We start from the raw sequence: 22716 nt of genomic DNA on the forward strand, positions 1-22716 counted from the left end.
GGGGTGCCGGCGCGGTTGCCGGTCGCAGGAAGCCCTATGTTCCACACCCGAGACGTCGACGAGCGAGACCCGTTCCGAGCGAGGCCCGCCCGGAAGTGCACCGCCGCGATCGCAGCGATCGCCGGTGGGCTGCTGTTCGGCATGTCCGCCATCGCTCCCGCAGGCGCCGAGGAGATCGGCACGACCTCCGTCTCGAGCGAGGCCGACGGCGCGACCGCGACGTCCGAACCCACGGCCGAGCCGACGCCGGATGCGTCGGGCTCCGACGGTACCGCCGACGACGGCACCGAGCCGACCGATCCGCCGGCGACCGAGGAACCGGCGACCGACCCGACCCCGACGCCCACCCCGACCCCGACGCCGACTCCGACGCCGACCCCCACGCCGGACCCCGAACCCACTCCGACACCGACACCGACACCGACACCCACTCCCACGCCGGACCCCGAACCCACTCCGACGCCGACGCCCACCCCCGGTCCGACGCCCACGCCGACGCCGACGCCGACGCCGACGCCGACCGCAACGCCCGCCCCGTCGCCCACGGCGACGCCGTATGCGTCGGGTGTGTCCGCCCCGTTCGTGCTCGTCGGCGACGGGCCGGTCGCGCGGATGGTCGAGGTCACCACGGTCGGCTCGGCCGACTCGCGCACGGCTGCGCTCGCGGGACTCCGGACCAAGCTCGACCGCGCGATGACGGAGCTGCGCAGCGCCGAGTCCGCCCTGGCGTCGGCCCGCAGCACGCGCTCCGTCGCCCGTGCGGTCGCCGAGCGCCTCGACGAGCGGGCGGCCGACGCCCGGCACGTCGCCGAGACCGCGGCGAGCGTCTACCTCGACGCGGTCGAGGGCGACGGCGCCGCGATGCGCTCGATGGCCGCCGCGATGAGCTCGGGCAAGGACCTGCTCGCCGGACTCGCCGGCATGGAGCGCGTGCAGAAGCTCGCGGGCGACTCCGATCGCCTGCGCGAGATCGCGGAGCGGCGCGACGCCGACGCGACGGCGGCCGAGGATCGTGCCGCCGCGGCATGGGAGGCGGTCGACGCCATCCCGATCGATCGGTTCGAGAACGACGTGCTCGTCGCCCAGGGCGTCGTCTCCGCAGCTCGGGCCGCGGTGAACGGCGCCCAGAGCCGGCTCGCCTCGTCCTCCGAGATCGTCTCGACCTTCTCGAACATCCCGGTCGACGGCGGTCAGCTGAGCGACCAGGGATGGGCGTCGCCGACCTCCGGGTCGATCACGGACGGATTCGGGCCCCGCCCCGACAAGCCGCTCCCCGGCGTCAACGAGTTCCATCGCGGCACCGACGTCGCGGCGCAGTGCGGCACCGGCGTCTTCGCCGCGACCGACGGCGTCGTCGTCGCAGCCGGCCCCAACGGGACGTACGGCAACTGGATCCTCATCGACCACGGCGACGGGGTCACCACGGGCTACGCGCACCTGCGCGACGGCGGCATCCTCGTCGAGGAGGGCCAGGCCGTGGCCGCCGGCGAGCTGATCGGAGCGGTCGGCAGCACCGGCGCGTCGACCGGGTGCCACCTGCACTTCGAGGTCCGCCTCGACGGCACCGCGACCGACGCGATCCCGTTCATGGCCGCCCGCGGCGTCCGCCTCGGCTGAGCGCGGTCGGCCCGCCGCACTCCCCGCTCCCCCTCCGGACGCCACCCGCGCCGCCGCAGCCACGCCGCCGCGCCCACGCCACCACGCCCGCGCCGCCGCGCCCACGCGCCCCGGCCAGCGCACCGCGTCCGGGATCCCGGACGCCCGCCCCGCGGCATCCGTTGTCGACCGCCCCGCGAGGGTGTGGGATCGGAGCATGACCACCGCCGCACCCACCGATGCCGACGCCGTCACCGGCCCCCGCACCGTCCGCGCCGCGCGCGGCACCGAGCTCAGCGCGAAGAGCTGGCAGACCGAGGCGCCGCTGCGCATGCTCATGAACAACCTCGACCCCGAGGTCGCCGAGCGCCCGGAGGAGCTGATCGTCTACGGCGGCACGGGCAAGGCCGCACGCAGCTGGGAGGCCTTCGACGCGATCGTGCGCACGCTCCGCGAGCTCGAGCCCGACGAGACCCTGCTCGTCCAGTCGGGCAAGCCCGTCGGCGTGTTCCGCACGCACGAGTGGGCGCCGCGCGTGCTCATCGCGAACTCGAACCTCGTCGGCGACTGGGCGACGTGGCCCGAGTTCCGCCGGCTCGAGCAGCTCGGCCTCACCATGTACGGCCAGATGACCGCCGGCTCCTGGATCTACATCGGCACGCAGGGCATCCTGCAGGGCACGTACGAGACATTCGCGGCCGTGGCGCGGTCGCTGGCCGAGAAGCGAGGTGCGGATGCCGCGACGGCGACGCTCGCGGGCACCCTCACGTTGACGGCCGGCTGCGGCGGCATGGGCGGCGCGCAGCCGCTCGCCGTCACCATGAACGGCGGCGCGGTGCTCATCGTCGACGTCGACGAGTCGCGGCTCCGTCGTCGCGTCGAGCACGGCTACCTCGACGAGGTCGCCGCCGACCTCGACGCCGCGATCGCACGCGTCGTGGAGGCGAAGGACGCCGGCGTGGCTCGCTCGGTCGGCGTCGTCGGGAATGCCGCGGTGGTGTTCGGCGAACTGCTCCTCCGCCACCAGGCGGGCGACCTGCAGGTCGACGTCGTGACGGACCAGACGAGCGCCCACGACCCGCTCTCGTACCTCCCGGTCGGCGTCGCCTTCGGCGACTGGCATGCCGAGGCCGAGCGGGACCCGGAGGGCTTCACCGTCCGCGCCCGCGGGAGCATGGCCAAGCACGTCGCCGCGATGGTCGGCTTCCAGGACGCCGGCGCCGAGGTGTTCGACTACGGCAACTCGATCCGCGCCGAGGCGCAGCTCGGCGGCTTCGACCGGGCGTTCGAGTTCCCCGGCTTCGTCCCGGCGTACATCCGGCCGCAGTTCGCCGAGGGACGCGGGCCGTTCCGGTGGGCCGCGCTCTCCGGGGATCCGGAGGACATCGCGAGGACCGACCGCGCCGTGATGGAGCTCTTCCCGCACGACGCCGGGCTCGCGCGCTGGATCGAGCAGGCCGGCGAGAAGGTCCACTTCGAGGGCCTGCCCGCGCGCATCTGCTGGCTCGGCTACCAGGAGCGCCACCTCGCGGGGTTGAAGTTCAACGAGATGGTCGCCTCGGGCGAGCTCTCGGCGCCCATCGTGATCGGCCGCGACCACCTCGACTCGGGCTCGGTGGCCTCGCCGTACCGCGAGACCGAGTCGATGGCCGACGGCTCCGACGCGATCGCCGACTGGCCGCTGCTCAACGCGCTCCTCAACACTGCCTCGGGGGCGACCTGGGTGTCGATCCACCACGGCGGGGGCGTCGGCATCGGGCGTTCGATCCACGCGGGCCAGGTCGTCGTCGCCGACGGCACCGACCTCGCCGCCGAGAAGATCGCCCGGGTGCTCGTGAACGATCCCGGTACGGGCGTCATGCGGCACGTCGACGCGGGGTACGAGCGCGCCGTCGAGGTTGCGCGCGAGCGCGGGCTGGTCGTGCCCATGATGGAGGCATGAGCGGTGCGGCGGCGCGGCGACGCGCGGACCCGATGAGTCGAGGCGGGATGCAGGCATGAGCGACGGCGGCGCGGTTCGGCGGATGCTGCTGACGGACATCGGCGAACTCGTCACGAACGACCCCGCACCCGATCGCGACGGCGGACCGCTCGGCATCGTCCGCGATGCGGCCGTGCTCGTGGAGGACGGCCGCATCGCCTGGGTCGGCGCCGCCGTGCACGCGTCGGCGGACGAGGCCGAGCTTCGCCATGACCGCGAGCAGCGCCGGGAGGGCGACGAGCATCGCGCGCTCTGGGATGCCGACGTCGAGGTGATCGACCTCGGTGGCCGCGCCGTCATCCCGGGCTTCGTCGACAGCCACACCCACCTCGTGTTCGGGGGAGATCGGGCCGACGAGTTCGCCGCCCGCATGGCCGGCCGCGCCTACGAGGCGGGCGGCATCCGCTCCACCGTCAGGGCGACCCGCGAGGCGTCCGACGACGAGCTGCGAGCCCGGCTGGGGCACTTCGTCGCCGAGCTGCACGGCCAGGGCACGACGACGTTCGAGGTCAAGACGGGCTACGGGCTGAGCGTGGCCGACGAGGAGCGCCTGGTGCGCCTCGCCGCCGAGGCCACCGACGAGGTCACGTTCCTCGGCGCGCACGTGGTGCCCTTCGAGTACCGCGAGCCCGACGGCCCGGGCGCAGACGCGTACGTCGACCTCGTCGTCGGCGAGATGCTCGACGCCTGCGCGCCGCACGCGCGCTGGGTCGACGCCTTCTGCGAGCGCGGTGCCTTCACCGAGGCGCAGTCGCGGCGCGTGCTCGAGGCGGGGCGTGCCGCCGGACTCGGCGTGCGCGTGCACGGCAACCAGCTCGGGGAGGGACCGGGCGTCCGGCTCGCGGTCGAGCTCGGCGCGGCATCCGTCGACCACTGCACCTACCTGAGCGATGCGGATGTCACGGCGCTCGCCGGCTCATCGACCGTCGCGACGCTGCTTCCCGGCGTCGAGTTCTCGACCCGGCAGCCCTACCCCGACGCCCGCCGGCTCCTCGACGCCGGTGCGACGGTCGCGCTCGCGAGCGACTGCAATCCCGGCTCGAGCTTCACGAGCTCGATGCCGTTCTGCATCGCGGTCGCGGTGCGCGACATGGGGATGACCCCCGCCGAGGCCGTGTGGTCGGCGACCGCGGGCGGCGCGGCGGCACTGCGTCGAGCGGATGCCGGCGCGCTGCGGCCCGGTTCGCGCGCCGATCTCGCGGTGCTCGATGCGCCGTCGCACGTCCACCTCGCGTATCGGCCGGGCGTCCCGCTCGTGGCCGAGACCTGGAAGGACGGGGTGCGCGTGGCGTGAGGTGCGTTGGGTCGGTGCGGTGACGCGCCCGACGGACCGCCGTCCGCGACATCCGCTGCCGCTGCCCACTCGCTGCCGCTGCCACTGCCACTGCGCACCGCCGCTGCGGCACGATGCATGCTCAGTCGCGACGCGTGCTCAGTCGCGACGCGTGCTCAGTCGCGATGCGTGCTCAATCGTCGTCGCTGCGGCGCAGTCGGCGTCGAGCCGACAGCAGCGTGAACTCTGGGTGAGCCGCGACCTGCCGCTCGGCGCGGTCGAGCACCTCGGTGGCGTGACCGGCATCGCCGGAGACGACCGCGAGGCCGATCGAGGCACGCCGGTGCAGGTCGTGGCTTCCGACTTCGGCGACGGACGCCTCGGTCAGCCGCCGCAGTCCCGCGATGAGCGGCCGGAGCACCCCGCGCTTCTGCTTGAGCGAGTGCACGTCGCCGAGGAGGAGGTCGAACTCGATCCATGCGATCCACACCCCCTCAGCCTTCCACTCGTTTTCTGGTTCGCCCACAACACTAGAACATATGTTCGAAGAACGGTAGGCTGGAGACATGCCCGCCGCACTCGCAGATCCGCTCGAGTCGGCGAGCGCTGCGCCTGACCCGTCGCCCTACGCGTGCGCCCAGCAGAGCCTGTCCGACCTGGTCGACGCGGCGGTGACCACCCGGCGGATCGAGGCGATGCAGGCGGCGATGCGAGTCGACGTGCTCAACCTCGCGGTCGACGTCGCGATGCGCAATGCCGCGGCATTCACGTCGGTGCGACTCGACGCGCAGGGGCGACGTGAGATGGCTCGCCGGGCCGTCATCGCCGAACTGGCGACGGCGCTGCGTGTCCCCGAGCGCACGATGTCGCGGCTCGTCTCGGAGGCGTGGACCCTCTCGACGCGGCTCCCTGCCACGCTCGACGGCCTCCGTTGCGGGCGTCTCGACGAATCGCACGCGCGGGTCGTCGTCGATGAGACCGCCGATCTCGATGATCCCGAGGCGCTGGCCCGTCTGGATGCGGAACTCGCCGCTCGCGCCGAGACCGTCACCGCCGCGACGCTGCGCCGCGCGGCTCGCCGACTCCGAGAGCAGGTGCTCGCCGAGACCCTGGCCGAGCGGCATGCGAGCGCCCGAGCGGAACGTCGGGTCGAGCTCGAGCCCGCTCGCGACGGCATGGCGTGGCTGCACGTGTACCTTCCGGCCGAAGACGCCCATCTCATCCGGAATCGCCTGAAGCGCATCGGGCTCGAGGCGTCCGGTCGCTCGGGCTCCGCTTCCCGCGCTGTTGCCGGCACCGACGCCGACTCTGGGAGAGGGACCGGTTCGACGGCCGATCCCGACCCTCGGACCCCTGATCAGCTGCGCGCCGATGTCGTGCGCGACCTGCTGCTGCACGGGGTGCCGCCCGTCGGCGACGCGTTCCACGTCGCGGCCGCAGGCATCCGACCCACGGTGCACGTGACCGTTCCGGTGATGACCCTCCTCGGCCACGACGACGCCCCCGGCGAACTCGACGGGTACGGGCCGATCTCGCCCGAGGTCGCACGGGAACTCGCGGCGCACGCGCCGTCCTTCACGAGGCTGCTCACGCATCCGGTCTCGGGCACGGTGCTCGACGTCGATCGCGCGTCGTATCGTCCGCCCGCCGATCTCGCACGGTGGCTCCGGGTGCGCGACGAGACGTGCCGGTTCCCGGGCTGCAACCGGGCGGCGATCGGGTGCGATCTCGACCATTCCGAAGACTGGGCCGACGGCAACCCGACGGCGTTCTACAACCTCGCCCACCTCTGCGCGGCGCATCATCACCTGAAGCACCAGACGTCGTGGTCGCTGCGCCATCGCGAAGACGGCGCGATCGAGTGGCGGTCGCCCGCCGGTCGGCTTCACGTCACCGAGCCGGCGATGCACATCCCCGACCGTCGGCCGGGGACCGGATCGACCGCATCGGCGATGCCATCGATGCCGACGCAGGCGATGCCGACATCGGCCGCGACGACGCCGGCCACGCCGACGCCGGCCCCGGCGATGCCGGCCGCGCCGAGTGAGCGACGCGCGCCGACGCCGAGCAGGCTGCGGCCGCCGACACCGAGACGCCCATCGGTGAATGAGCGTCATGGCCCTCAGCGCCGTGACGCGATGACCGCCCGACCACCGACCGGCGGCGCTCCACCCTTCTGATCGGTTCGCGCGCGGGCCGGTTCAGCCCCGCCGACGATTCAGCCCTGCCCGCGATTCAGCACCGCGGCTGCGCAGATCACCGCCGCACCTCGATCGCCGTGACGCCACCGAGGTCGATCCAGGCGCGCTCCCCCGTGTCGACGAGCACCGCGAGCACGTGGTCGCACGTGGCGCACCGCACGACCGTTCCCGCACCGCTCACGTAGACCATGGCCCGGGCGAGCTCCGCGACGGTGCCGCACGCCCGACAGCGCCCGGTGGCCGTCGTGGGGTCGAACGAGAAGAAGTCGGCGAGCGGTCCGGCGATCGCATTGCCGTCGACGTGACCGGTCATCAGGTTCCTCCGAAACGCTCGGTGCGGATGTCGCGCGGATCGTGCCCCAGGTCGATCAGCCACGACGCCACCCGCTCGACGAACCCCGTCGAACCGCAGACGTACACGATGGGCCGGTCGGCGGCGGGGATGGCGGCGGCCTCCAACTGCTCGCGCGTGATCCGCCCGGGCGGCGTCGGCCAGCCGTCCGGAACCCGGCGGGAGTAGACGACGTCGAGCCGGAAGGGCGCCCGCGCGGCTGCCAGGGCCGCGAGCTCCTCCGCGAAGTACACGTCCTCCGGCGTCCGCACCGCGTAGAGCAGCCGGAACGGCGTCGGGTCGTCGGCATCGGCATGCGCCTGCGCCATCGCGAAGAGCGGCACCACTCCCGACCCGCCCGCGATCAGCTGCACCGGCCGGGGTGCACCGGCGGCCGCCTGCGGCCGCCACACGAAGAACGCCCCGAGCGGACCGTGCACCTCGAGCCGGTCGCCGGGCCGCACCGCTTCGACGAGGAACGGCGAGACCTCGCCATCCGGAAGTTCGTCGACCGCGAGCACGACCCGCGAGCCCGGACCCGACGAGGCGATCGAGTACGAACGCGTCGCGGTGTAGCCGTCCTCGGCCGTCAGCCGCACGTCGAGGTGCTGACCGGCGGCGTTGCCGGGCCATCCGTCGACCTCGAGGTCGAGGCGAGCGGCGCTGGGAGTCTCGCGGCGCGTGCGCGCCACCGTCGCCACGTGCCATCCCGCCCGCGGCACCGCGACGCGCGTCGAACCCGAGGGCGGCGCGACGGAACCGGCGACGGACGCACCACCCGTCGGGCCGCCGACGGCCGACGGCTCCGATGCGTCGCTCACCAGTACCGCTCCTCCTTCCACGGGTCCCCGCGGAGGTGGTACCCGTTCTGCTCCCAGAACCCGGGCTCGTCGTCCTCCATCATCACGAGGCCGCGCACCCACTTCGCGCTCTTCCAGAAGTAGAGGTGCGGCACGAGCAAACGAGCCGGTCCACCGTGCTCGGGGTCGAGCGGCTCCCCGTCGAACTCGAACGCGATCCACGCCTTGCCGTCGAGCAGGTCGTCGAGCGGCACGTTGGTCGTGTACCCGCCGTAGCTGTGCGCCATCGTGTACGCGTAGTCGGTGTCGACGCCCTCGAACAGCGTGTCGAGGGCGACTCCGCGCCATCCGGTGCCCAGCTTCGACCAATGCGTGACGCAGTGGATGTCGGTCGTGACGTCCTCGATCGGCAGGGCCATGAGCTCATCCCAGTTCCACGAGTGCTGGGCGCCCGACTCGGTGCGGATCGTGAACTCCCAGTCCGCTGTGTCGATGTCGGGCGTCGGCCCGGCCGACAGCACCGGGAAGTCGCCGACGAGCGTCTGCCCGGGTGGCAATCGGTCGTCCCGTTCGCGCCCGCGACCCGTGAATCCCCTGGTGATGAACGACATGGCGGCCCCTCTCCGACGGTCTCACGATAGTGACGCCCGGAACGGATGTCACCGGTCGATCCGAACGCGACGACGGGCTCGCCGTCCGGGCGGCCCGCGGCCCGGACGTTCGCAGCGCCCGGGAACCTCGCCGGAAACCGTCACCTTCACGAAACGTCCGACGGGCCCGCGCCGCGCCCGCCGTGCGTAGGGTGGGGTCATGGCTGCCATCGCGCTCGGCATCCCGGCCGTCCGCCGGGCGCGAACCGACGTGCCGTCGATCGAGGGCAGACCGGATGTCGCGGGCCTCGTCGACCGCTTCGGGCGCGTCGCGCACGACCTCCGGGTCTCGATCACCTCCGCCTGCTCGCTGCGCTGCACGTACTGCATGCCGGCGGAGGGGCTCCCGGTGATTCCGCGCGACGAGCTCCTGTCGGCGACCGAGATCGGGCGGCTCGTCGGCATCGCGGTCCGCGACCTGGGTATCCGCGAAGTGCGGTTCACCGGCGGCGAGCCGCTGACCCGCGGCGATCTCGTGGAGATCGTGCGGCGCAGCGCCGAAGCGGCGCCCGGCACTCCGCTCGCACTGACCACGAACGGGATCGGGCTCGACAAGCGCGCGGGCGCGCTCCGCGACGCGGGCCTGACACGCGTGAACGTCTCACTCGACACCCTCGATCGCGAGCACTTCGCCCGGCTGACCCGTCGCGACCGGCTGCCCGCGGTGCTCGCCGGGATCGCCGGAGCGCACCGGGCGGGTCTCGGGCCGCTGAAGGTCAACGCGGTGCTCATGCGCGAGACCCTGCACGACGCGCCCGCCCTGCTCGCCTGGGCGATCGAGCACGGATGCCGGCTCCGCTTCATCGAGCAGATGCCGCTCGATGCCGACGAGGCGTGGCGCCGCGACCACATGGTCGACGCCGAGGAGCTGCTCGCGGTCCTCGGCTCGCGCTTCGCGCTCTCGCCCGTGGGCCGCGAGGATCCCGCCGCGCCCGCCGAGGACTGGCTCGTCGACGGCGGCCCCGCGACCGTCGGCGTCATCGCGTCGGTCACGCGTCCGTTCTGCGGCGCTTGCGACCGCACGCGGCTGACCGCGGAGGGATCGGTGCGGTCGTGCCTCTTCGGCGATGACGAGACCGACCTGCGGAGCCTGCTCCGCTCCGGGGCGTCCGACGACGAGATCGCGGACGTCTGGCGTGCGGCGATGTGGGCGAAGAAGGCCGGTCACGGCATCGACGACCTCGACTTCGTGCGGCCCGCCCGGACGATGGGAGGCATCGGTGGCTGAGACGACGACGGCCGTGCGCACGGTGCTCGTGCGGTACTTCGCGGCCGCGGCCGAGGCGGCCGGCGCCGAGGAGGAACGGATCGAGGTGCTCCACGAGGGCGACACCGCGACGGTCGGCGGGCTCGCCGACCTGCTCGTCGCCCGGTACGGCCCGACGATGGCGCGCGTGGTGGCGAACGGATCGTTCCTGGTCGACGGCGTGGTGCGGCGCGACCGCGACGCACCGATCGGCGCGCAGGTCGACGTCCTGCCGCCGTTCGCGGGCGGCTGACCGGCGTACGGGCACGGATCAGCGCTGCGCGGTTCGGGCTCGCTACGTCAGAGGTTGACCCACTCCGTCGTGCCGCTCGCGAGGTGCTGCCGCTTCCAGATCGGGGTCCGTTCCTTGATGCGATCGACGAGCAGGGCACAGGCCGCGAAGGCCTCGGCACGGTGCGGTGCCGCGACGGATGCCACGAGCGCGACATCCCCGACGGCGAGCGCGCCGAACCGGTGCGCGGCCGCCACCACGAGCCCGGTCTCGCGCGCGACCTCGAGGCACGTCTCGCGGAGGAATCGCTCCGCGTCGGGGTGCGCCGAGTAGTCGAGCGCCGAGACCGGCTCGCCGTGGTCGTGGTCGCGGATGACCCCCTCGAACGTCACGAGCGCGCCGTCGCGCTGCGACAGCACGAACGCCTCGACCGCCGCGCGATCGAGCGGGGCATCGGTGACCACCGCGAAGACCTCTGGCATGCGGTCCGGCTCGTCGGGTTCAGGCATGCGGTGCACCCCCGTGCTCGAGGCGATCGGACTCGCCGAGTGCGCCGGCGTCCGCCGCACCGGGGGCAGCGGCATCCGCCGCGCCGTGCGCGCCGGCATCCCCGACGTCGTGGTGGCGAGGGTGGGTCGCCCCCGACCCGGAACCCTCGCTCCCGCGCGGCGCGTGGTCGCCCCCGGCGACCTGGTCGACGAGGTGCGGGAGCAGTCCGTCGAGCACGGCGAGCCCGTCGGCGACCCCGCCGCGCGAGCCCGGCAGGTTGATCACGACCGTGCCATGGGCGACGCCGGCGAGCGCACGGCTCAGGGCCGCGGTCGGCGTAGCGGTGCGTCCGGCCGCACGGATCGCCTCGGCGACCCCGGGCAGCTCGCGATCGAGCACCGTGCGCGTCGCCTCGGGGGTGCGATCCGTCGGGCTGACGCCCGTCCCGCCCGTGGTGAGGATCACCGCAGGACGCTCGCCGACCGCCGAATCGAGCGCGGCCGCGACGTCGGCGTCCGCGACCACGCGCGGCGCGTCGACCGCGAACCCTCGGGAGTCCAGCCACTCGACGATCGCCGGGCCGGTCGTGTCCTCTGCGGAACCGGTAGCCGCGCGGGTCGACGCGACGAGGACGATCGCGCGGCGCTGCGCCGCGGCATCCGTCGCGGCCGGGTCCGGAGCGTGCCGCGGGGCGGGTTCGTCGGCGGCGTCGGACTGCGGTCCCGGCGCCGCGCCATCCGCTCGCCACACTCCGCGCTTGCCGCCGCGCTTCTCGACGAGCCGGATGCCGCCGAGGCGCGCCGCCGGGTCGACCGCCTTCACCATGTCGTGCAGCGTCAGGCCCGCGATGGCGACCGCCGTCAGCGACTCCATCTCGACGCCGGTGCGCCCCGTCGTGGACGCCGTCGCGCGGATCGTGATGGCGGCGTCCTCGAAGCCGAAGTCGATCGAGACGGCATCGAGCGGCACGATGTGCGCGAGCGGGATGAGCTCGCTCGTCCGCTTGGCCGCCGAGATGCCCGCGATGCGCGCGGTCGGCAGCACATCGGCCTTCTTCAGCCCGTCGGAGCGCACGAGCCCGACCACCTCGGCCGTGGTGTCGAGGCGGCCCTCGGCGATCGCGACGCGGCGGGTCACCGGCTTGCCCCCGACGTCGACCATGCGCGCGCGGCCGTCGTCGTCGAGGTGCGTGAGCTCGCGCGTCGGGCCGGCGGTCGTCGGGCCGTCGCTCATCGGCCGCTCGCTCATCGGACGGTCGCTCATAGTCCCACGGTATCCACCTCGTCGCCGGCCGCCATCGCCTCGACGTCATCGGGGATCACGATGAGCAGGTCGGAGGCCGCGAGCGCGGCGACCAGGTGCGAACCCGGGCCGCCCACGGCCAGCGCGAGCCCGTCGTCGGTGCGGCGGCCCCGCAGGAACTGCCGCCTGCCCGGCACCGAGCGGATCGCCTCGGCGAGGGGCATGCGCTCGGTGCGCGCCGGCGGCAGGCCGGCGATCGCACGGAGGGACGGCGCGACGAAGAGCGCGAACGAGAGCTGCGCACTCACCGGGTTGCCGGGGAAGCCGATGAGCGGGACGCCGCGGTACACGCCCGTCGCCTGCGGCCCGCCGGGCTGCATCGCGACCGACCCGACCCACGCCCCGAGCGGCTCGACGAGCTCCCGCACGACCTCGTAGGCGCCCTTCGAGATCCCGCCGCTCGTGAGGATGAGCTCGGCGCCCCCCTCGACCGCCGCGTCGAGCTCGGCGCGCAGCCGGTCGACCTCGTCCCGGACGCGCGCCGAGTGCACGACGACGGCACCGCTCGATGCGACGGCGGCGCAGAGCGCGACGCCGTTCGCGTCCGGCAGCTCGCCCGGGCCGAGCGGTGCGCCCGGCTCGACGAGCTCGCTGCCCGTGCTGATCACGGCGACGCGCACGCGCTCCCGCACGAGCAGCTCGGTGAGACCCGAGGCGGCCGCGGCGGCGAGGTGGCGCGACGCCAGGCGGATGCCGGCCGGCAGCACGTCGTCGCCGGCGGCCAGGTCGGAGCCGGCCTCGCGCACGTACTCGCCCGCGGTGCGGCCGCGGAGGACGCGCACGAGGTCGGGTGCGGAGCCGGGCTCGGTGTCCTCCACCGGCACGACGGCGTCCGCGCCGGCGGGGACCGGCGCCCCGGTCATGATCCGCACGGCCGTTCCCGCCGCGAGTGGTGCGGGCGTGCCCGGTGCCGCCGCCGACTCGCCGGTCACCGGCAGCTCGAAGGGGGCCTTGGCGACGTCCGCCGCTCGGACGGCGATGCCGTCCATCTGGGCGTTGCGGAACGGCGGCAGGTCGATGGGCGACTCGACCGGCGACGCCGTGATGCGGTCGAGCGCGTCCACCACCCCGACGCGCTCCGTCGGCCGGGCGCCGAGCGGGGCCAGCAGCGACCGCACGAACCGGGCGTGCTCGTCGAACGGGATCCGGGTCATCAGTACCTCGCCAGTCCGGGGTCGACCGCCAGCGCCCACGCGTCGATGCCGCCGGCGAGGTTCCGCACGTCGGCGAACCCCGAGGCCAGCAGGTGCTCGGCGGCCATGCGCGAGCGCACCCCGAGGTGGCAGTAGACGACGACGGATGCCTCGGGGTCGAGCTCGAGCGTGCGCGCGCCGAGCTCGTGGAGCGGGATCAGGGTCGACCCGGCGATCGCGACGAGGTCGGCCTCCCACGGCTCGCGCACGTCGAGGAGCAGCGGCGGGGCGTCGGATCGGAGCTCCGCGGCGAGCGCCGCCGGCTCGACCTCGGCGGGAGTCGCCGGGCGCGCGGGCGGCCCGGCATCCGCCGACGCGGGCCCCGCGGCATCCGACGCCCTCGCGTAGGCGATCTCGCGCGTGCGCCCGGTGAGCGCGTCGTACACCGCGACGCGGCCGAGCAGCGGGTCGCCGAGGTCCGTCAGGAGCTTCAGCGCCTCGCCCGACATGAGGCCGCCGGTCACCGTGCACACGGACGGGAGGATGCCGTCGATCTCGCAGCTCAACCCCGCATCGGCCGGCGGCTCGGGGAACAGGTCGCGGTACCCGACGCCCCTGGCCTCCCACGACACCCCGACCTGACCGGAGAAGCGGGCCGCCGAGCCCCAGACCAGGGGGATCCCCGCCCGGGCGGCGGCCGCGTCGGCGACGTACCTCGTGAGGATGTCGTCCGTGCCGTCGACCACCAGGTCGGCATCGGCGAGCAGCTCGTCGGCATTGCCCTCGTCGAATCGTGCGCGGACACCGCGCACGACGGCGTCGGGTGCGAGGAGCGCCGCGGCATCCTTCGCCGAGTCGACCTTGGCCCGCCCGACGTCGGCGTCGTGATGCAGCGTCTGGCGGTGCAGGTTGGTGGGCTCGACCACGTCGTCGTCGACGAGCGTGAGCCGGCCGACGCCCGCGGCGGCGAGCACCGGGATGACGGCGCTGCCGAGCCCGCCGGCGCCGAGCACGACGACATGGGCGCCGGCGAGGCGCCGCTGGCCGTCGGCGCCCAGGCCCGGGAGCACGCGCTGCCGCGCGAACCGCGGAGCGTCGGGATCGATCGGCATGGCTCGATTCTCGCAGGCCGGCTACCGCATCGGGTGGGCGCAGGCAATCCCTGCCGTCTTCTCAGGATCTCCGCCTAGCGTCGGAGGAGGGCCATGGTGGGGACGTGCCGCGGTCCGCCGCCGTCGAGCACGAATCGGGTGCTTGCGCGACGCGGATGAATGCGGGAACGTGAAGAGGGGGCCTCGATGAGTCGCACCGCAGGAGCACCACCGGGTACCGGGACGCACCGGTCGACCGACGTGCTGCACCTCCTGCGCGATCTCGTACCGCAACGCCCGCGGTTCCTGCGCGGCCCGCGCATCCCCGACGGCGTCCGCTCGCCCGTCATCGTCACCGAGCGACTGCGCCTCCGACCCCACCGCCTCTCGGATGCGCCGACCTGGTACGAATGGCAGTCCGATCCCGCGGTGGTCGAACACCTCTCGTGGCCCCTGCGGACCCGCGCCGAGTCGTTCGTGCACCTGCTGCACCGCACCGGGCACACCCGGCTCGAGCAGAAGGACGACTTCCTGGCGCTCGCGGTGACGCATGACGACCGGCTCATCGGCGACGCGTCGCTGCACCTCCGCACCCTCGAACCCGGCGCTCGCCGCCTCGAGGTCGGCTGGGTGATCGGCCCGAAGTGGCAGGGCAAGGGCTACGCCGCCGAGGCGGGGCTCGCGATGCTCCACCTGGCGTTCGACGACCTGGGCGCGACGGTCGTCGAGGCGCACATGACGGTCGGCAACGCGGCGTCGAAGGCGCTCGCCGAGCGGCTCGGCTTCAGGGAGGTGTCGAACGACGGCACCGACCGCATCATGGCGCTGGACGCCGAGCGGTTCCGGGAGCTCCACGGCCGCTGAGCCGGGCTCGCGACACTGGACCGGTTCCGCACCTGCGGCTACCGTATCCTCATGGAGACGCATCCGCGGTCCGAATCGTGACCTCGTTCCGCATCAGCGAAGCGGCGGCGCTGCTCGGGGTGAGCGACGACACCGTGCGCCGGTGGGTGGAGGCCGGACGCCTCGAGGCGGAGCGCGGCCCGAACGGCATGCGCATGGTGGCGGGCGCCGAGATCGTCCGCCTGCTCGGCGACGAGCCCGACGGCGGTGCGCTCGCCCAGGCGTTCCCGCTCGCGCGGGCGTCCGCGCGCAACCGGTTCGTGGGACTCGTGACGGCCGTGCAGCGCGACGGCGTCATGGCGCAGGTGGAGCTGCGGGCCGGCCCGTTCCGCATCGTCGCCCTCATGAGCCGCGAGGCGGCCGACGAGCTGGGCCTCGAACCCGGCATGCTCGCGGCGGCGAGCGCCAAGGCGACGGTGGTCTCGATCGAGCTGCCCGCGGGGGTCGGGGAGTGAACGGAGCTGTGGTGCGCTCGGGTACCGGCGGGCAGCCGTGACCGGGATGGCGCGCGCCCGCCTCGCGGGCATCGCACTCGCCGTCGCCGCGGTCGGCGCCCTCGCCGCGTGCTCGGGCGGAACCGACGGCCCGGGCAGCACCGCCGCGGTGCGCGAGGGCGCGAGCGGCACGCCCTCGGGCGACGCGCTCGAGGCGGGCACCCTGACGGTCTTCGCCGCGGCGTCGCTCACCGACGCGTTCGAGGAGCTCGCCGACCGGTTCGAGGCGCGGCATCCCGACGTCCGGGTCGTGCTGAACCTCGGCGGCAGCGCCGCGCTCGCCCAGCAGGTCGTCGCGGGCGCCCCGGCCGACGTGTACGCGGCGGCCGCCGAGGCGCCCATGGCGGCGGTCGTCGATGCCGGGCTGGCCGACGACCCCGTCGTGTTCGCGACGAACACGCTCGAGCTGGCCGTCCCCCCGGGCAACCCCGCCGGCGTCGCCGGCCTCGACGACCTCGGCCGCGCCGAGCTGCGCATCGCGCTCTGCGACGCGAGCGTCCCGTGCGGGTCGGCGTCGGCCGCGCTGCTGGACGAGGCGGGCGTCGCCGCGGCCCCCGACACGCTCGAGCCCGACGTGCGGGCGGTCCTGACCAAGGTCGCACTGGGCGAGGTCGACGCCGGGCTCGTGTACCGCACGGATGTCCGGGCCGCCGGCGACGGGGTCGAGGGCGTGGAGGTCGCCGCCGCGGCATCCGTCGTCAACCGGTACCCGATCGCGGCACTCGCCGACGCGCCGCACGCGCGAGCGGCCGCGGCGTTCGCGGAGTTCGTCACGGGGCCGGACGGGCGCGCGGTGCTCGAGCGGCTCGGGTTCGGGGCACCGTGAGCGGGCCCGAGGCCCCGGCGCGCGAGCGGCGCCCGGATCGGGCGGCCCGTCGGACCGCTCCCCGGCACGGCGGGCTCGCGTGGCCCGTCGCCGTGCTCGCCGCCATCGGGCTCGCGGTGCTCGTGCTGCCGCTCGTCGCGCTCGTCGCACGCGCGCCGTGGGGCGAGCTCGGCGAGCTGCTCGCCCGCGAGTCGGTGCTCGAGGCGCTCGTCCTGTCCGTCGGCACCGCCGTCGTCGCCACGGCGGCCTGCCTCGTGCTCGGCGTGCCGCTGGCCGCACTCCTCGCTCGGGCGGCGGCGTGGCCGACGCCGGCGCGTCGACTGCTCAGGGCGGCGGTGACGGTGCCGCTCGTGCTGCCGCCGGTCGTCGGCGGGATCGCCCTGCTGCTCCTGCTCGGCCGACACGGGATCCTCGGCGGCCTCCTCGACGAGGGGCTCGGCATCACCGTGCCGTTCACGACCGGGGCCGTCGTGATCGCGCAGGTGTTCGTGTCGCTGCCCTTCCTCGTGTTCGCCGTCGAGGGGGCGCTTCGCTCAGCCGACCGCCGCACCGAGCTCGCGGCGGCCACGCTCGGCGCATCGCGCTGGCAGGTGTTCCGCCACGTCACCCTTCCGCTCGTCGCGCCCGGCGTCGCCGCCGGTGCGGTGCTCTGCTTCACCCGCGCGCTCGGCGAGTTCGGCGCGACGATCACGTTCGCGGGGTCGCTGCCCGGCGTGACCCGTACGCTCCCCATCGCGAGCTACCTCGCGATGCAGACCGACCCCGACGAGGCGATCGCGCTCGCCCTGCTCCTGCTCGCGGTGTCGGTCGCGGTGCTGCTCCTGCTCCGCGACCGCTGGCTGCCGGGGGTGCGCGGATGATCGACGCGCCCGCACGGCCCGAGCTGCACGCCGACGTGAACGTCGCTCGGGGCCCGCATCGCATCGAGGCCGCGTTCGACGTCCGGCCGGGACATCCGCTCGCCGTCATCGGCCCCAACGGGGCCGGCAAGTCGACGCTGCTCGCCGCCGTCGCGGGACTCGTGCCGATCGACGCCGGGACCGTTCGCGTCGGCGACCACGACGTCGGCAGCCTTCCGCCGGAGCGGCGCCGGATCGGCGTGCTGTTCCAGGACTACGTGCTCTTCCCGCACCTCACCGTGCGGGACAACGTGGCGTTCGCCGCGCGCATGCGCGGGTCGCGGCAGGCTGCCCGCGCCGCGGCCGAGCCGTGGCTCGAACGCTACGGGCTGGCCGCGCTCGCCGACCGGCTGCCGGGCGAACTGTCCGGCGGCCAGGCCCAGCGCGTGGCGCTCGCGCGCGCGGTCGCGGCCGAGCCCGAGGTGCTCCTCCTCGACGAGCCCATGTCGGCGCTCGACGTCGAGCTGCGGCACGACCTGCGCGAGGAGCTCGCGCAGCACGTGCGCGAGTTCGGCGGCGCGACCGTCGTCGTGACCCACAGCAGGGCGGATGCCGCGGTGCTCGCCGACCACGTGCTCGTGCTCGAGCACGGCCGCGTGACGCAGCGGGGCACGCTCGACGAGGTCGCCGCGGCGCCCGCGACGGCGTACGTGCGGCGGATGCTCGCGACCTCGGCGGACGAGCACTGACCGCGGGCGGCGCCGGCGGCGCCCCGGTCGCGTGAGCCGGTCCCTCAGCGGGGCGTGTCGAGGTGCACCGCGACGGCGTCGGCCGCGGCGACCTCCGCCCACGACCACATCGCGAACCGGAACTCCGCGACGGCGCAGGTCGGCATGTGCTCGATCTCGCCCGACAGCCGGTACGCGAGGTCGGACATCCCCGGGTCGTGCGCGACGACCATGACCGTGCCCGCCACGTCCCCGAGCTCGGCGACGACGTCGAGGATCGTGTCGGGCCCCGCACCGTAGAGCCGCTCGTCGAGCACGAGCGCGTCGGTCGGCAGGCCGAGCTCCGCGGCCATCGCCTCGGCGGTGCTCCGAGCCCGGAGCGCGGTGCTCGCGCGGATCGCGTCGGGCACGACCCCGCGCTCGCGGAGCCGGCGCGCCATCTCCGGCGCGTCACGACGGCCGCGGTCGTTCAACGGCCGGTCGTGGTCGGCGAGCGTCGGGTCGCCCCACGCCGACTTCGCATGGCGCACGAGCACGAGGGTCTTCATGGGGCCGAGTCTGCCACCGTGCGGGGGTCGGGGACGAGCCGCAGCGCGACCCCCGCGGCGAACTCGAGCACGCAGAGCGCGGCGAGACGCACGGTGCGCCCGTCGGCCGAGTCGGCCGTCGCGTCGATCTCGACGAGGTCGGCGCTGCGCACGCGAGGGTCGGATGCCGCGGCACGGACGAGCGCGCGGAGCTCCCACGCCGCGAGCCCCCCGGGTACCGACGCGGGGCAGGCGGGCACGACCGAGCGGTCGCACGCGTCGACGTCGACGTCGAGGTGGACCGGGCCGCCGGCGGCGCCCGCGATCTCGAGCGCCTCGGCCATCGCGAGGTGGGGGAGGCGGTGGTGGAGTTCGTTGCGGTGCATCACGGTGATCCCCAGGTCGGCGGCGCGCCGCGCGTAGGCGGCCGAGTTCGCGAAGTCCTGGATGCCGATCTGCACGATGCGGCTGGGGTCGAGCCCGGCCTCGATGAGGCGTCGCACCGGCGAGCCGTTCGAGACGCCGTCGCGCAGGTCGTAGTGCGCGTCGATCGTGACGAGCCCGGCGGCGCCGAGGTCGGGCCCCCACGCCCCGAGCGCGGTCGCGACCGTGACCGAGTTGTCGCCGCCGAGCGCGAGGAGCGCGTCGGAGCGCGCGAGCACCTCGCCCACGCGTGCCCGCGTGCGGGCCTCCCCCGCGTCGCCGTCGGGCTCGTCGATATCGCCGGCGTCGACGAGGGCCAGTTCGCCGAGGTCCGTCCCGCCGGCGAGCGGGAAGTTCAGCGGGTCGCGCGAGCGGTCGGGCACGAGCGCCGGGCTGTAGCGCCGCAGCGCGGCACGGATCGCGGCGGGCGTCGCGTGCGCGGCGGTGGGCGACAGCGACGTGCGCCACGCGGGAACGCCGAGGATCGCGAGCGCGGCGCGCGCGCCATCCGGCATCGCCTCGAACGCCGGCCAGTCGCCCGCGCGTGGCCAGAGCGGATCGTGCGAGAGTGCGGCAGCCTCGGTCATGCTGCCGACGATAGCGACGACGGATGCCGCGGGCCCACGGTTCGGCGCGGGCGGGTGTCTCCGATCCCGGACGCACGGCACGGGCGCGGGTGGTACGGATCAGGTCGCGGCCGCGGTCACGCCGGCGCTCCCGCCGCCCGCGACCCGCTCGCCCCCGACGCCGCTGCACGGCGACGCGCCACGACGCGGATGCCGAGCTTGCGCAGCTCCTCCACCCACAGCACGGACGACGCCATCGCGACGCACACCGCCCAGTGCGCGGCATCCAGCGGCGCGGTGCCGAAGGCGACCTGCAGCGGCGCCCACGAGACGACGGCGACCTGCAGGACCACGGCGAGTGCGGCCGCGCCCCACAGCCAGCGGTTGGCGAAGACCGATCGGAACGCGCTCGAGGTCGCCGACCTCGCGTTGAACGCGGTGAAGAGCCCCGCGAACACGAGCGTCGTGAACCCGGCCGTGCGCGCGGTCTCGAACGTGTCGGTGCCGCCCGGGATCAGGCCCTCCGGGAGGAAGGCGTCCATCGTGAGCAGCATCGCGACCGCGATCACGATGCCCGTCGTCGCGATCCCGATCCACATGCCGAGGTCGATCGCGCGGTCGTGCAGCCCGCGCGGCGGGCGCGCCATCACGTCGTCGACCTCCGGATCGACGCCCATGGCGAGCGCCGGCCCCGAGTCGGTGACGAGGTTGATCCAGAGGATCTGCGTCGCGAGCAGGGGAAGCACGACGGCCTCGTTCGAGGCGCCCGCGAACCCCAGCGCCCCGGCGAACACGACGCCGAGGAAGACCGTGAGCACCTCGCCCATGTTCGAGTAGAGCAGGTAGCGCAGGAACTTCCGGATGTTGTCGAAGATCACGCGCCCCTCGCGGACCGCGTGCACGATCGTCGCGAAGTCGTCGTCGGCGAGCACCATCTTCGCCGCCTCCTTCGTGACCTCGGTGCCCGTGATGCCCATGGCGATGCCGATGTCGGCCGACTTCAGCGCCGGGGCATCGTTGACGCCGTCGCCCGTCATCGCGACGACGAGCCCCTCGGCCTGCAGCGCGTCGACGATGCGGAGCTTGTGCTCGGGCGCGACGCGCGCGAAGACCGACACGGTCCGTACCGCGTCTCGCAGCTGGCGGTCGTCCATGCCGTCGAGGCGGGCACCCGGGAGCGCGATGCCGTCCTCGCCGATGATCCCGAGGTCGCGCGCGATGCGCGCCGCCGTCGCCGGGTGGTCGCCGGTGATCATGACGACGCGGATCCCGGCGGCATGGGCCTCCGCGATCGCAGGTCGCACCTCGGGGCGCGGCGGGTCGATGATGCCCACGACCCCCGCGTAGACGAGATCCTGCTCCGCCGACTCGTCGAGCCCCGCGGCATCCGCCGGCCCGTCGCCCGCCAGCTCGGGCGCCGGGCGGTACGCGACCGCGAGCGTGCGGAACGCCTCCTCCGAGAGCGTCTCGATCTCCGCGAGCGCGTGAGCGCGCCGCACGGCGTCGAGCGGGACGATCTCGTCGCCGACCTGGAGGCGGGTGCAGTGCTGGAGCAGCACGTCGGGCGCGCCCTTGCTGAGCACGACCAGGTCGCCCGCCTCGTGCCGGTGCGCGGTCGACATCATCTTCCGTTCGGAGCTGAACGGCACCTCGGCCACCCGGCCGTAGCGCGCGGCCTCCTCGGCGGCACCGGCCACCTTGCGCGCGGCGACGAGGAATGCCGCCTCGGTCGGATCGCCCTCGATCTCCCACACGCCGTCGTGCTCGGCGAGCTGCGCATCGTTGACGAGCGAGCCTGCGCCGAGCACGAGCCTCGCCTCGGCGAGCAGCGGCCCCTCGACGAGGTCGCGGCCCTTCGAGGTCGCCGCGCCGACGGGCGCGTAGCCGACGCCGCCGAGGTCCACGACGCCCGACGCCGTCACGACGCGCTGGATCGTCATCTGGTTCGTGGTGAGCGTGCCGGTCTTGTCCGTGCAGATGACGGATGCCGACCCGAGCGTCTCCACGCTCGAGAGCTGCTTCACGACGGCGTTGCGGCGCGCCATCCGCTGCACCCCCAGTGCGAGCACGAGCGACATGATCGCCGGCAGGCCCTCGGGCACCGCGGCCACGGCGAGCGAGACGCCGAGCAGCAGCACCGTCACGAAGTCCTCGAGCGTGTCGACGCCCTGCACGATCGTCACCGTCAGCATCACCACGATCGCGATGCCGATCACGATGCGGCCGAGCATGCGGCCGAGGTGGCCGACCTCGACCTGCAGGGGCGTCGGCTCCTCCACCGTCTCGTCGAGCATGGTCGCGATCGCGCCCATCTCGGTCGCCATGCCGGTGCCGGTGACGATGGCGCGGCCGGTGCCGCGGCTCACCGCCGTGCCCGCGAACACCATGTCGCGTCGGTCGCCGAGCGGCACGCGGTGGTCGAGCGTCGTCGGGTCCTTCTCCACCGCCTCGCTCTCGCCGGTGAGGGAGGCCTCGGCGACGCGCAGCGCGGTGGCGCGCACCAGTCGGGCATCGGCGCCGACGCGGTCGCCCTCGGCGAGCGCGAGCACGTCGCCCGGCACGAGGTCCCCGCTCGGGACCGTGCGGAGCTCGCCGTCGCGGAGTACCGTCGAGTGGGCGCGCGTCATCACGGCGAGCGCCGCGACGGCCCGCTCGGCGCGGGACTCCTGCACGAGGCCCAGGGCGGCGTTCAGCGCGATGATCGCGAGGATCACGAGCGCGTCGATCGGCCAGCCGTTCGCGCCCTCGACGATCCAGGCGACCACCGAGACGACGACCGCGGCGAGGAGCAGCAGGATGAGCGGATCCGTGAACTGGGCGAGGACGCGTCGCCAGACGGGCACGCGGCGGGCGGGCCTGAGTTCGTTGGGCCCGTGCGCGTCGAGCCGTTCGTCGGCGTCGGCAGCGGTGAGCCCGGCCGCCGGGTCGACGCCGAGGCGTGCGGCGACGTCGGCCGGATCCTCGCAGGCGGGGTCGGGGTCGCGAGGCGTCGGCATGCGTCCATCGTGTGCAGGGACGCCCGCGGGTCGCAATGGGCGAAGGGCCCGCGTGACGCTGCCGGCGCGACGGAGTGCTCGGGAATGGA

General features: G+C 74.5%; 22 protein-coding genes. 11 read left to right on the forward strand and 11 right to left on the reverse strand.

Annotated features, from left to right (window positions below; translation table 11 throughout):
* The first annotated feature begins 36 nt into the window (after nucleotides 1-36).
* The 3 genes from ACQ393_RS14420 (at nucleotide 37) to hutI (ending at nucleotide 4871) form a co-directional block, all read left to right on the forward strand.
* Nucleotides 37-1617, forward strand: a complete 1581-nt coding sequence (locus tag ACQ393_RS14420; protein WP_430647553.1) for a M23 family metallopeptidase — start codon at nucleotides 37-39, stop codon at nucleotides 1615-1617.
* 196 nt (nucleotides 1618-1813) lie between these two features.
* Complete coding sequence (gene hutU / locus ACQ393_RS14425) at nucleotides 1814-3538, forward strand: urocanate hydratase (protein ID WP_430647554.1); 1725 nt, start codon at nucleotides 1814-1816, stop codon at nucleotides 3536-3538.
* Nucleotides 3539-3593: 55 nt separating this feature from the next.
* On the forward strand, nucleotides 3594-4871 hold the full coding sequence (hutI, locus tag ACQ393_RS14430) for an imidazolonepropionase (RefSeq protein ID WP_430647555.1): 1278 nt from the start codon (nucleotides 3594-3596) through the stop codon (nucleotides 4869-4871).
* Nucleotides 4872-5043: 172 nt separating this feature from the next.
* Here hutI and ACQ393_RS14435 read toward each other — a convergent pair whose 3' ends face one another.
* Nucleotides 5044-5340 carry a DUF503 domain-containing protein gene (locus ACQ393_RS14435; protein ID WP_430647556.1) on the reverse strand — a complete coding sequence of 99 codons (297 nt, stop codon included), beginning with the start codon at nucleotides 5338-5340 and terminating at the stop codon, nucleotides 5044-5046.
* Between the two features lie 76 nt (nucleotides 5341-5416).
* Between ACQ393_RS14435 and ACQ393_RS14440 the strand changes: the two genes are divergently transcribed.
* Nucleotides 5417-7030, forward strand: a complete 1614-nt coding sequence (locus ACQ393_RS14440) for a DUF222 domain-containing protein (protein ID WP_430647557.1) — start codon at nucleotides 5417-5419, stop codon at nucleotides 7028-7030.
* A gap of 76 nt (nucleotides 7031-7106) precedes the next feature.
* Here the strand turns inward: ACQ393_RS14440 and ACQ393_RS14445 are convergent, their stop codons facing one another.
* From ACQ393_RS14445 to ACQ393_RS14455, 3 genes are read right to left on the reverse strand one after another with little or no spacing between them, the layout of a single operon-like run.
* Nucleotides 7107-7364, reverse strand: a complete 258-nt coding sequence (locus tag ACQ393_RS14445; protein ID WP_430647558.1) for a DUF6510 family protein — start codon at nucleotides 7362-7364, stop codon at nucleotides 7107-7109.
* Nucleotides 7364-8203, reverse strand: coding sequence for an FAD-binding oxidoreductase (locus ACQ393_RS14450; RefSeq protein ID WP_430647560.1), 840 nt, complete (start codon nucleotides 8201-8203; stop codon nucleotides 7364-7366). The genes ACQ393_RS14445 and ACQ393_RS14450 overlap by 1 nt, the downstream gene beginning before the upstream one ends.
* Nucleotides 8200-8793 carry a sulfite oxidase-like oxidoreductase gene (locus ACQ393_RS14455; RefSeq protein ID WP_430647561.1) on the reverse strand — a complete coding sequence of 198 codons (594 nt, stop codon included), beginning with the start codon at nucleotides 8791-8793 and terminating at the stop codon, nucleotides 8200-8202. The genes ACQ393_RS14450 and ACQ393_RS14455 overlap by 4 nt, the downstream gene beginning before the upstream one ends.
* 199 nt (nucleotides 8794-8992) lie before the next feature.
* Here ACQ393_RS14455 and moaA point away from each other — a divergent pair, with 199 nt between their 5' ends.
* Complete coding sequence (moaA, locus tag ACQ393_RS14460; protein ID WP_430647562.1) at nucleotides 8993-10060, forward strand: GTP 3',8-cyclase MoaA; 1068 nt, start codon at nucleotides 8993-8995, stop codon at nucleotides 10058-10060.
* A 22-nt stretch (nucleotides 10061-10082) separates the two neighbouring features.
* The gene (locus tag ACQ393_RS14465) at nucleotides 10083-10331 is read left to right on the forward strand and encodes a MoaD/ThiS family protein (RefSeq protein ID WP_430647598.1); all 249 of its coding nucleotides are present in this window, start codon (nucleotides 10083-10085) and stop codon (nucleotides 10329-10331) included.
* A 47-nt stretch (nucleotides 10332-10378) separates the two neighbouring features.
* Here the strand turns inward: ACQ393_RS14465 and ACQ393_RS14470 are convergent, their stop codons facing one another.
* Genes ACQ393_RS14470 through ACQ393_RS14485 form a run of 4 tightly spaced genes read right to left on the reverse strand, consistent with a single transcriptional unit; the run spans nucleotide 10379 to nucleotide 14346 of the window.
* Nucleotides 10379-10819: a molybdenum cofactor biosynthesis protein MoaE gene (locus tag ACQ393_RS14470; protein ID WP_430647563.1), complete on the reverse strand. Its 441-nt coding sequence runs from the start codon at nucleotides 10817-10819 to the stop codon at nucleotides 10379-10381.
* Nucleotides 10812-12062 (reverse strand): bifunctional molybdenum cofactor biosynthesis protein MoaC/MoaB, encoded by a 1251-nt coding sequence (gene moaCB / locus ACQ393_RS14475; protein ID WP_430647564.1) that lies wholly within the window; start codon nucleotides 12060-12062, stop codon nucleotides 10812-10814. Before moaCB ends, ACQ393_RS14470 begins: the two co-directional genes overlap by 8 nt.
* The gene (locus ACQ393_RS14480; protein ID WP_430647566.1) at nucleotides 12059-13255 is read right to left on the reverse strand and encodes a molybdopterin molybdotransferase MoeA; all 1197 of its coding nucleotides are present in this window, start codon (nucleotides 13253-13255) and stop codon (nucleotides 12059-12061) included. Before ACQ393_RS14480 ends, moaCB begins: the two co-directional genes overlap by 4 nt.
* Complete coding sequence (locus ACQ393_RS14485) at nucleotides 13255-14346, reverse strand: ThiF family adenylyltransferase (RefSeq protein ID WP_430647567.1); 1092 nt, start codon at nucleotides 14344-14346, stop codon at nucleotides 13255-13257. Before ACQ393_RS14485 ends, ACQ393_RS14480 begins: the two co-directional genes overlap by 1 nt.
* Before the next feature lie 186 nt (nucleotides 14347-14532).
* Between ACQ393_RS14485 and ACQ393_RS14490 the strand changes: the two genes are divergently transcribed.
* The 5 genes from ACQ393_RS14490 to ACQ393_RS14510 all read left to right on the forward strand — a co-directional run bounded on the left by ACQ393_RS14490 (nucleotide 14533) and on the right by ACQ393_RS14510 (nucleotide 18136).
* Nucleotides 14533-15189: a GNAT family N-acetyltransferase gene (locus tag ACQ393_RS14490; protein WP_430647568.1), complete on the forward strand. Its 657-nt coding sequence runs from the start codon at nucleotides 14533-14535 to the stop codon at nucleotides 15187-15189.
* A 77-nt stretch (nucleotides 15190-15266) separates the two neighbouring features.
* On the forward strand, nucleotides 15267-15683 hold the full coding sequence (locus ACQ393_RS14495) for a TOBE domain-containing protein (protein ID WP_430647569.1): 417 nt from the start codon (nucleotides 15267-15269) through the stop codon (nucleotides 15681-15683).
* Between the two features lie 46 nt (nucleotides 15684-15729).
* On the forward strand, nucleotides 15730-16548 hold the full coding sequence (gene modA / locus ACQ393_RS14500; RefSeq protein WP_430647599.1) for a molybdate ABC transporter substrate-binding protein: 819 nt from the start codon (nucleotides 15730-15732) through the stop codon (nucleotides 16546-16548).
* Complete coding sequence (locus ACQ393_RS14505; protein ID WP_430647570.1) at nucleotides 16545-17408, forward strand: ABC transporter permease; 864 nt, start codon at nucleotides 16545-16547, stop codon at nucleotides 17406-17408. The genes modA and ACQ393_RS14505 overlap by 4 nt, the downstream gene beginning before the upstream one ends.
* A complete protein-coding gene (locus ACQ393_RS14510; protein WP_430647571.1) occupies nucleotides 17405-18136 on the forward strand; it encodes an ABC transporter ATP-binding protein in 732 nt (243 codons plus the stop codon). Before ACQ393_RS14505 ends, ACQ393_RS14510 begins: the two co-directional genes overlap by 4 nt.
* 44 nt (nucleotides 18137-18180) lie before the next feature.
* On the opposite strand, the gene ACQ393_RS14515 is transcribed toward ACQ393_RS14510, so the two are convergent.
* The 3 genes from ACQ393_RS14515 to ACQ393_RS14525 all read right to left on the reverse strand — a co-directional run bounded on the left by ACQ393_RS14515 (nucleotide 18181) and on the right by ACQ393_RS14525 (nucleotide 22627).
* Complete coding sequence (locus ACQ393_RS14515; protein WP_430647572.1) at nucleotides 18181-18663, reverse strand: SixA phosphatase family protein; 483 nt, start codon at nucleotides 18661-18663, stop codon at nucleotides 18181-18183.
* On the reverse strand, nucleotides 18660-19652 hold the full coding sequence (locus ACQ393_RS14520) for an arginase family protein (RefSeq protein ID WP_430647573.1): 993 nt from the start codon (nucleotides 19650-19652) through the stop codon (nucleotides 18660-18662). The genes ACQ393_RS14515 and ACQ393_RS14520 overlap by 4 nt, the downstream gene beginning before the upstream one ends.
* Nucleotides 19653-19768: 116 nt before the next feature.
* Nucleotides 19769-22627, reverse strand: a complete 2859-nt coding sequence (locus tag ACQ393_RS14525) for a cation-translocating P-type ATPase (protein ID WP_430647574.1) — start codon at nucleotides 22625-22627, stop codon at nucleotides 19769-19771.
* Nucleotides 22628-22716: the final 89 nt, after the last annotated feature.

It is taken from the genome of Agromyces sp. GXS1127, assembly GCF_050565425.1.
GTDB lineage: Bacteria > Actinomycetota > Actinomycetes > Actinomycetales > Microbacteriaceae > Agromyces.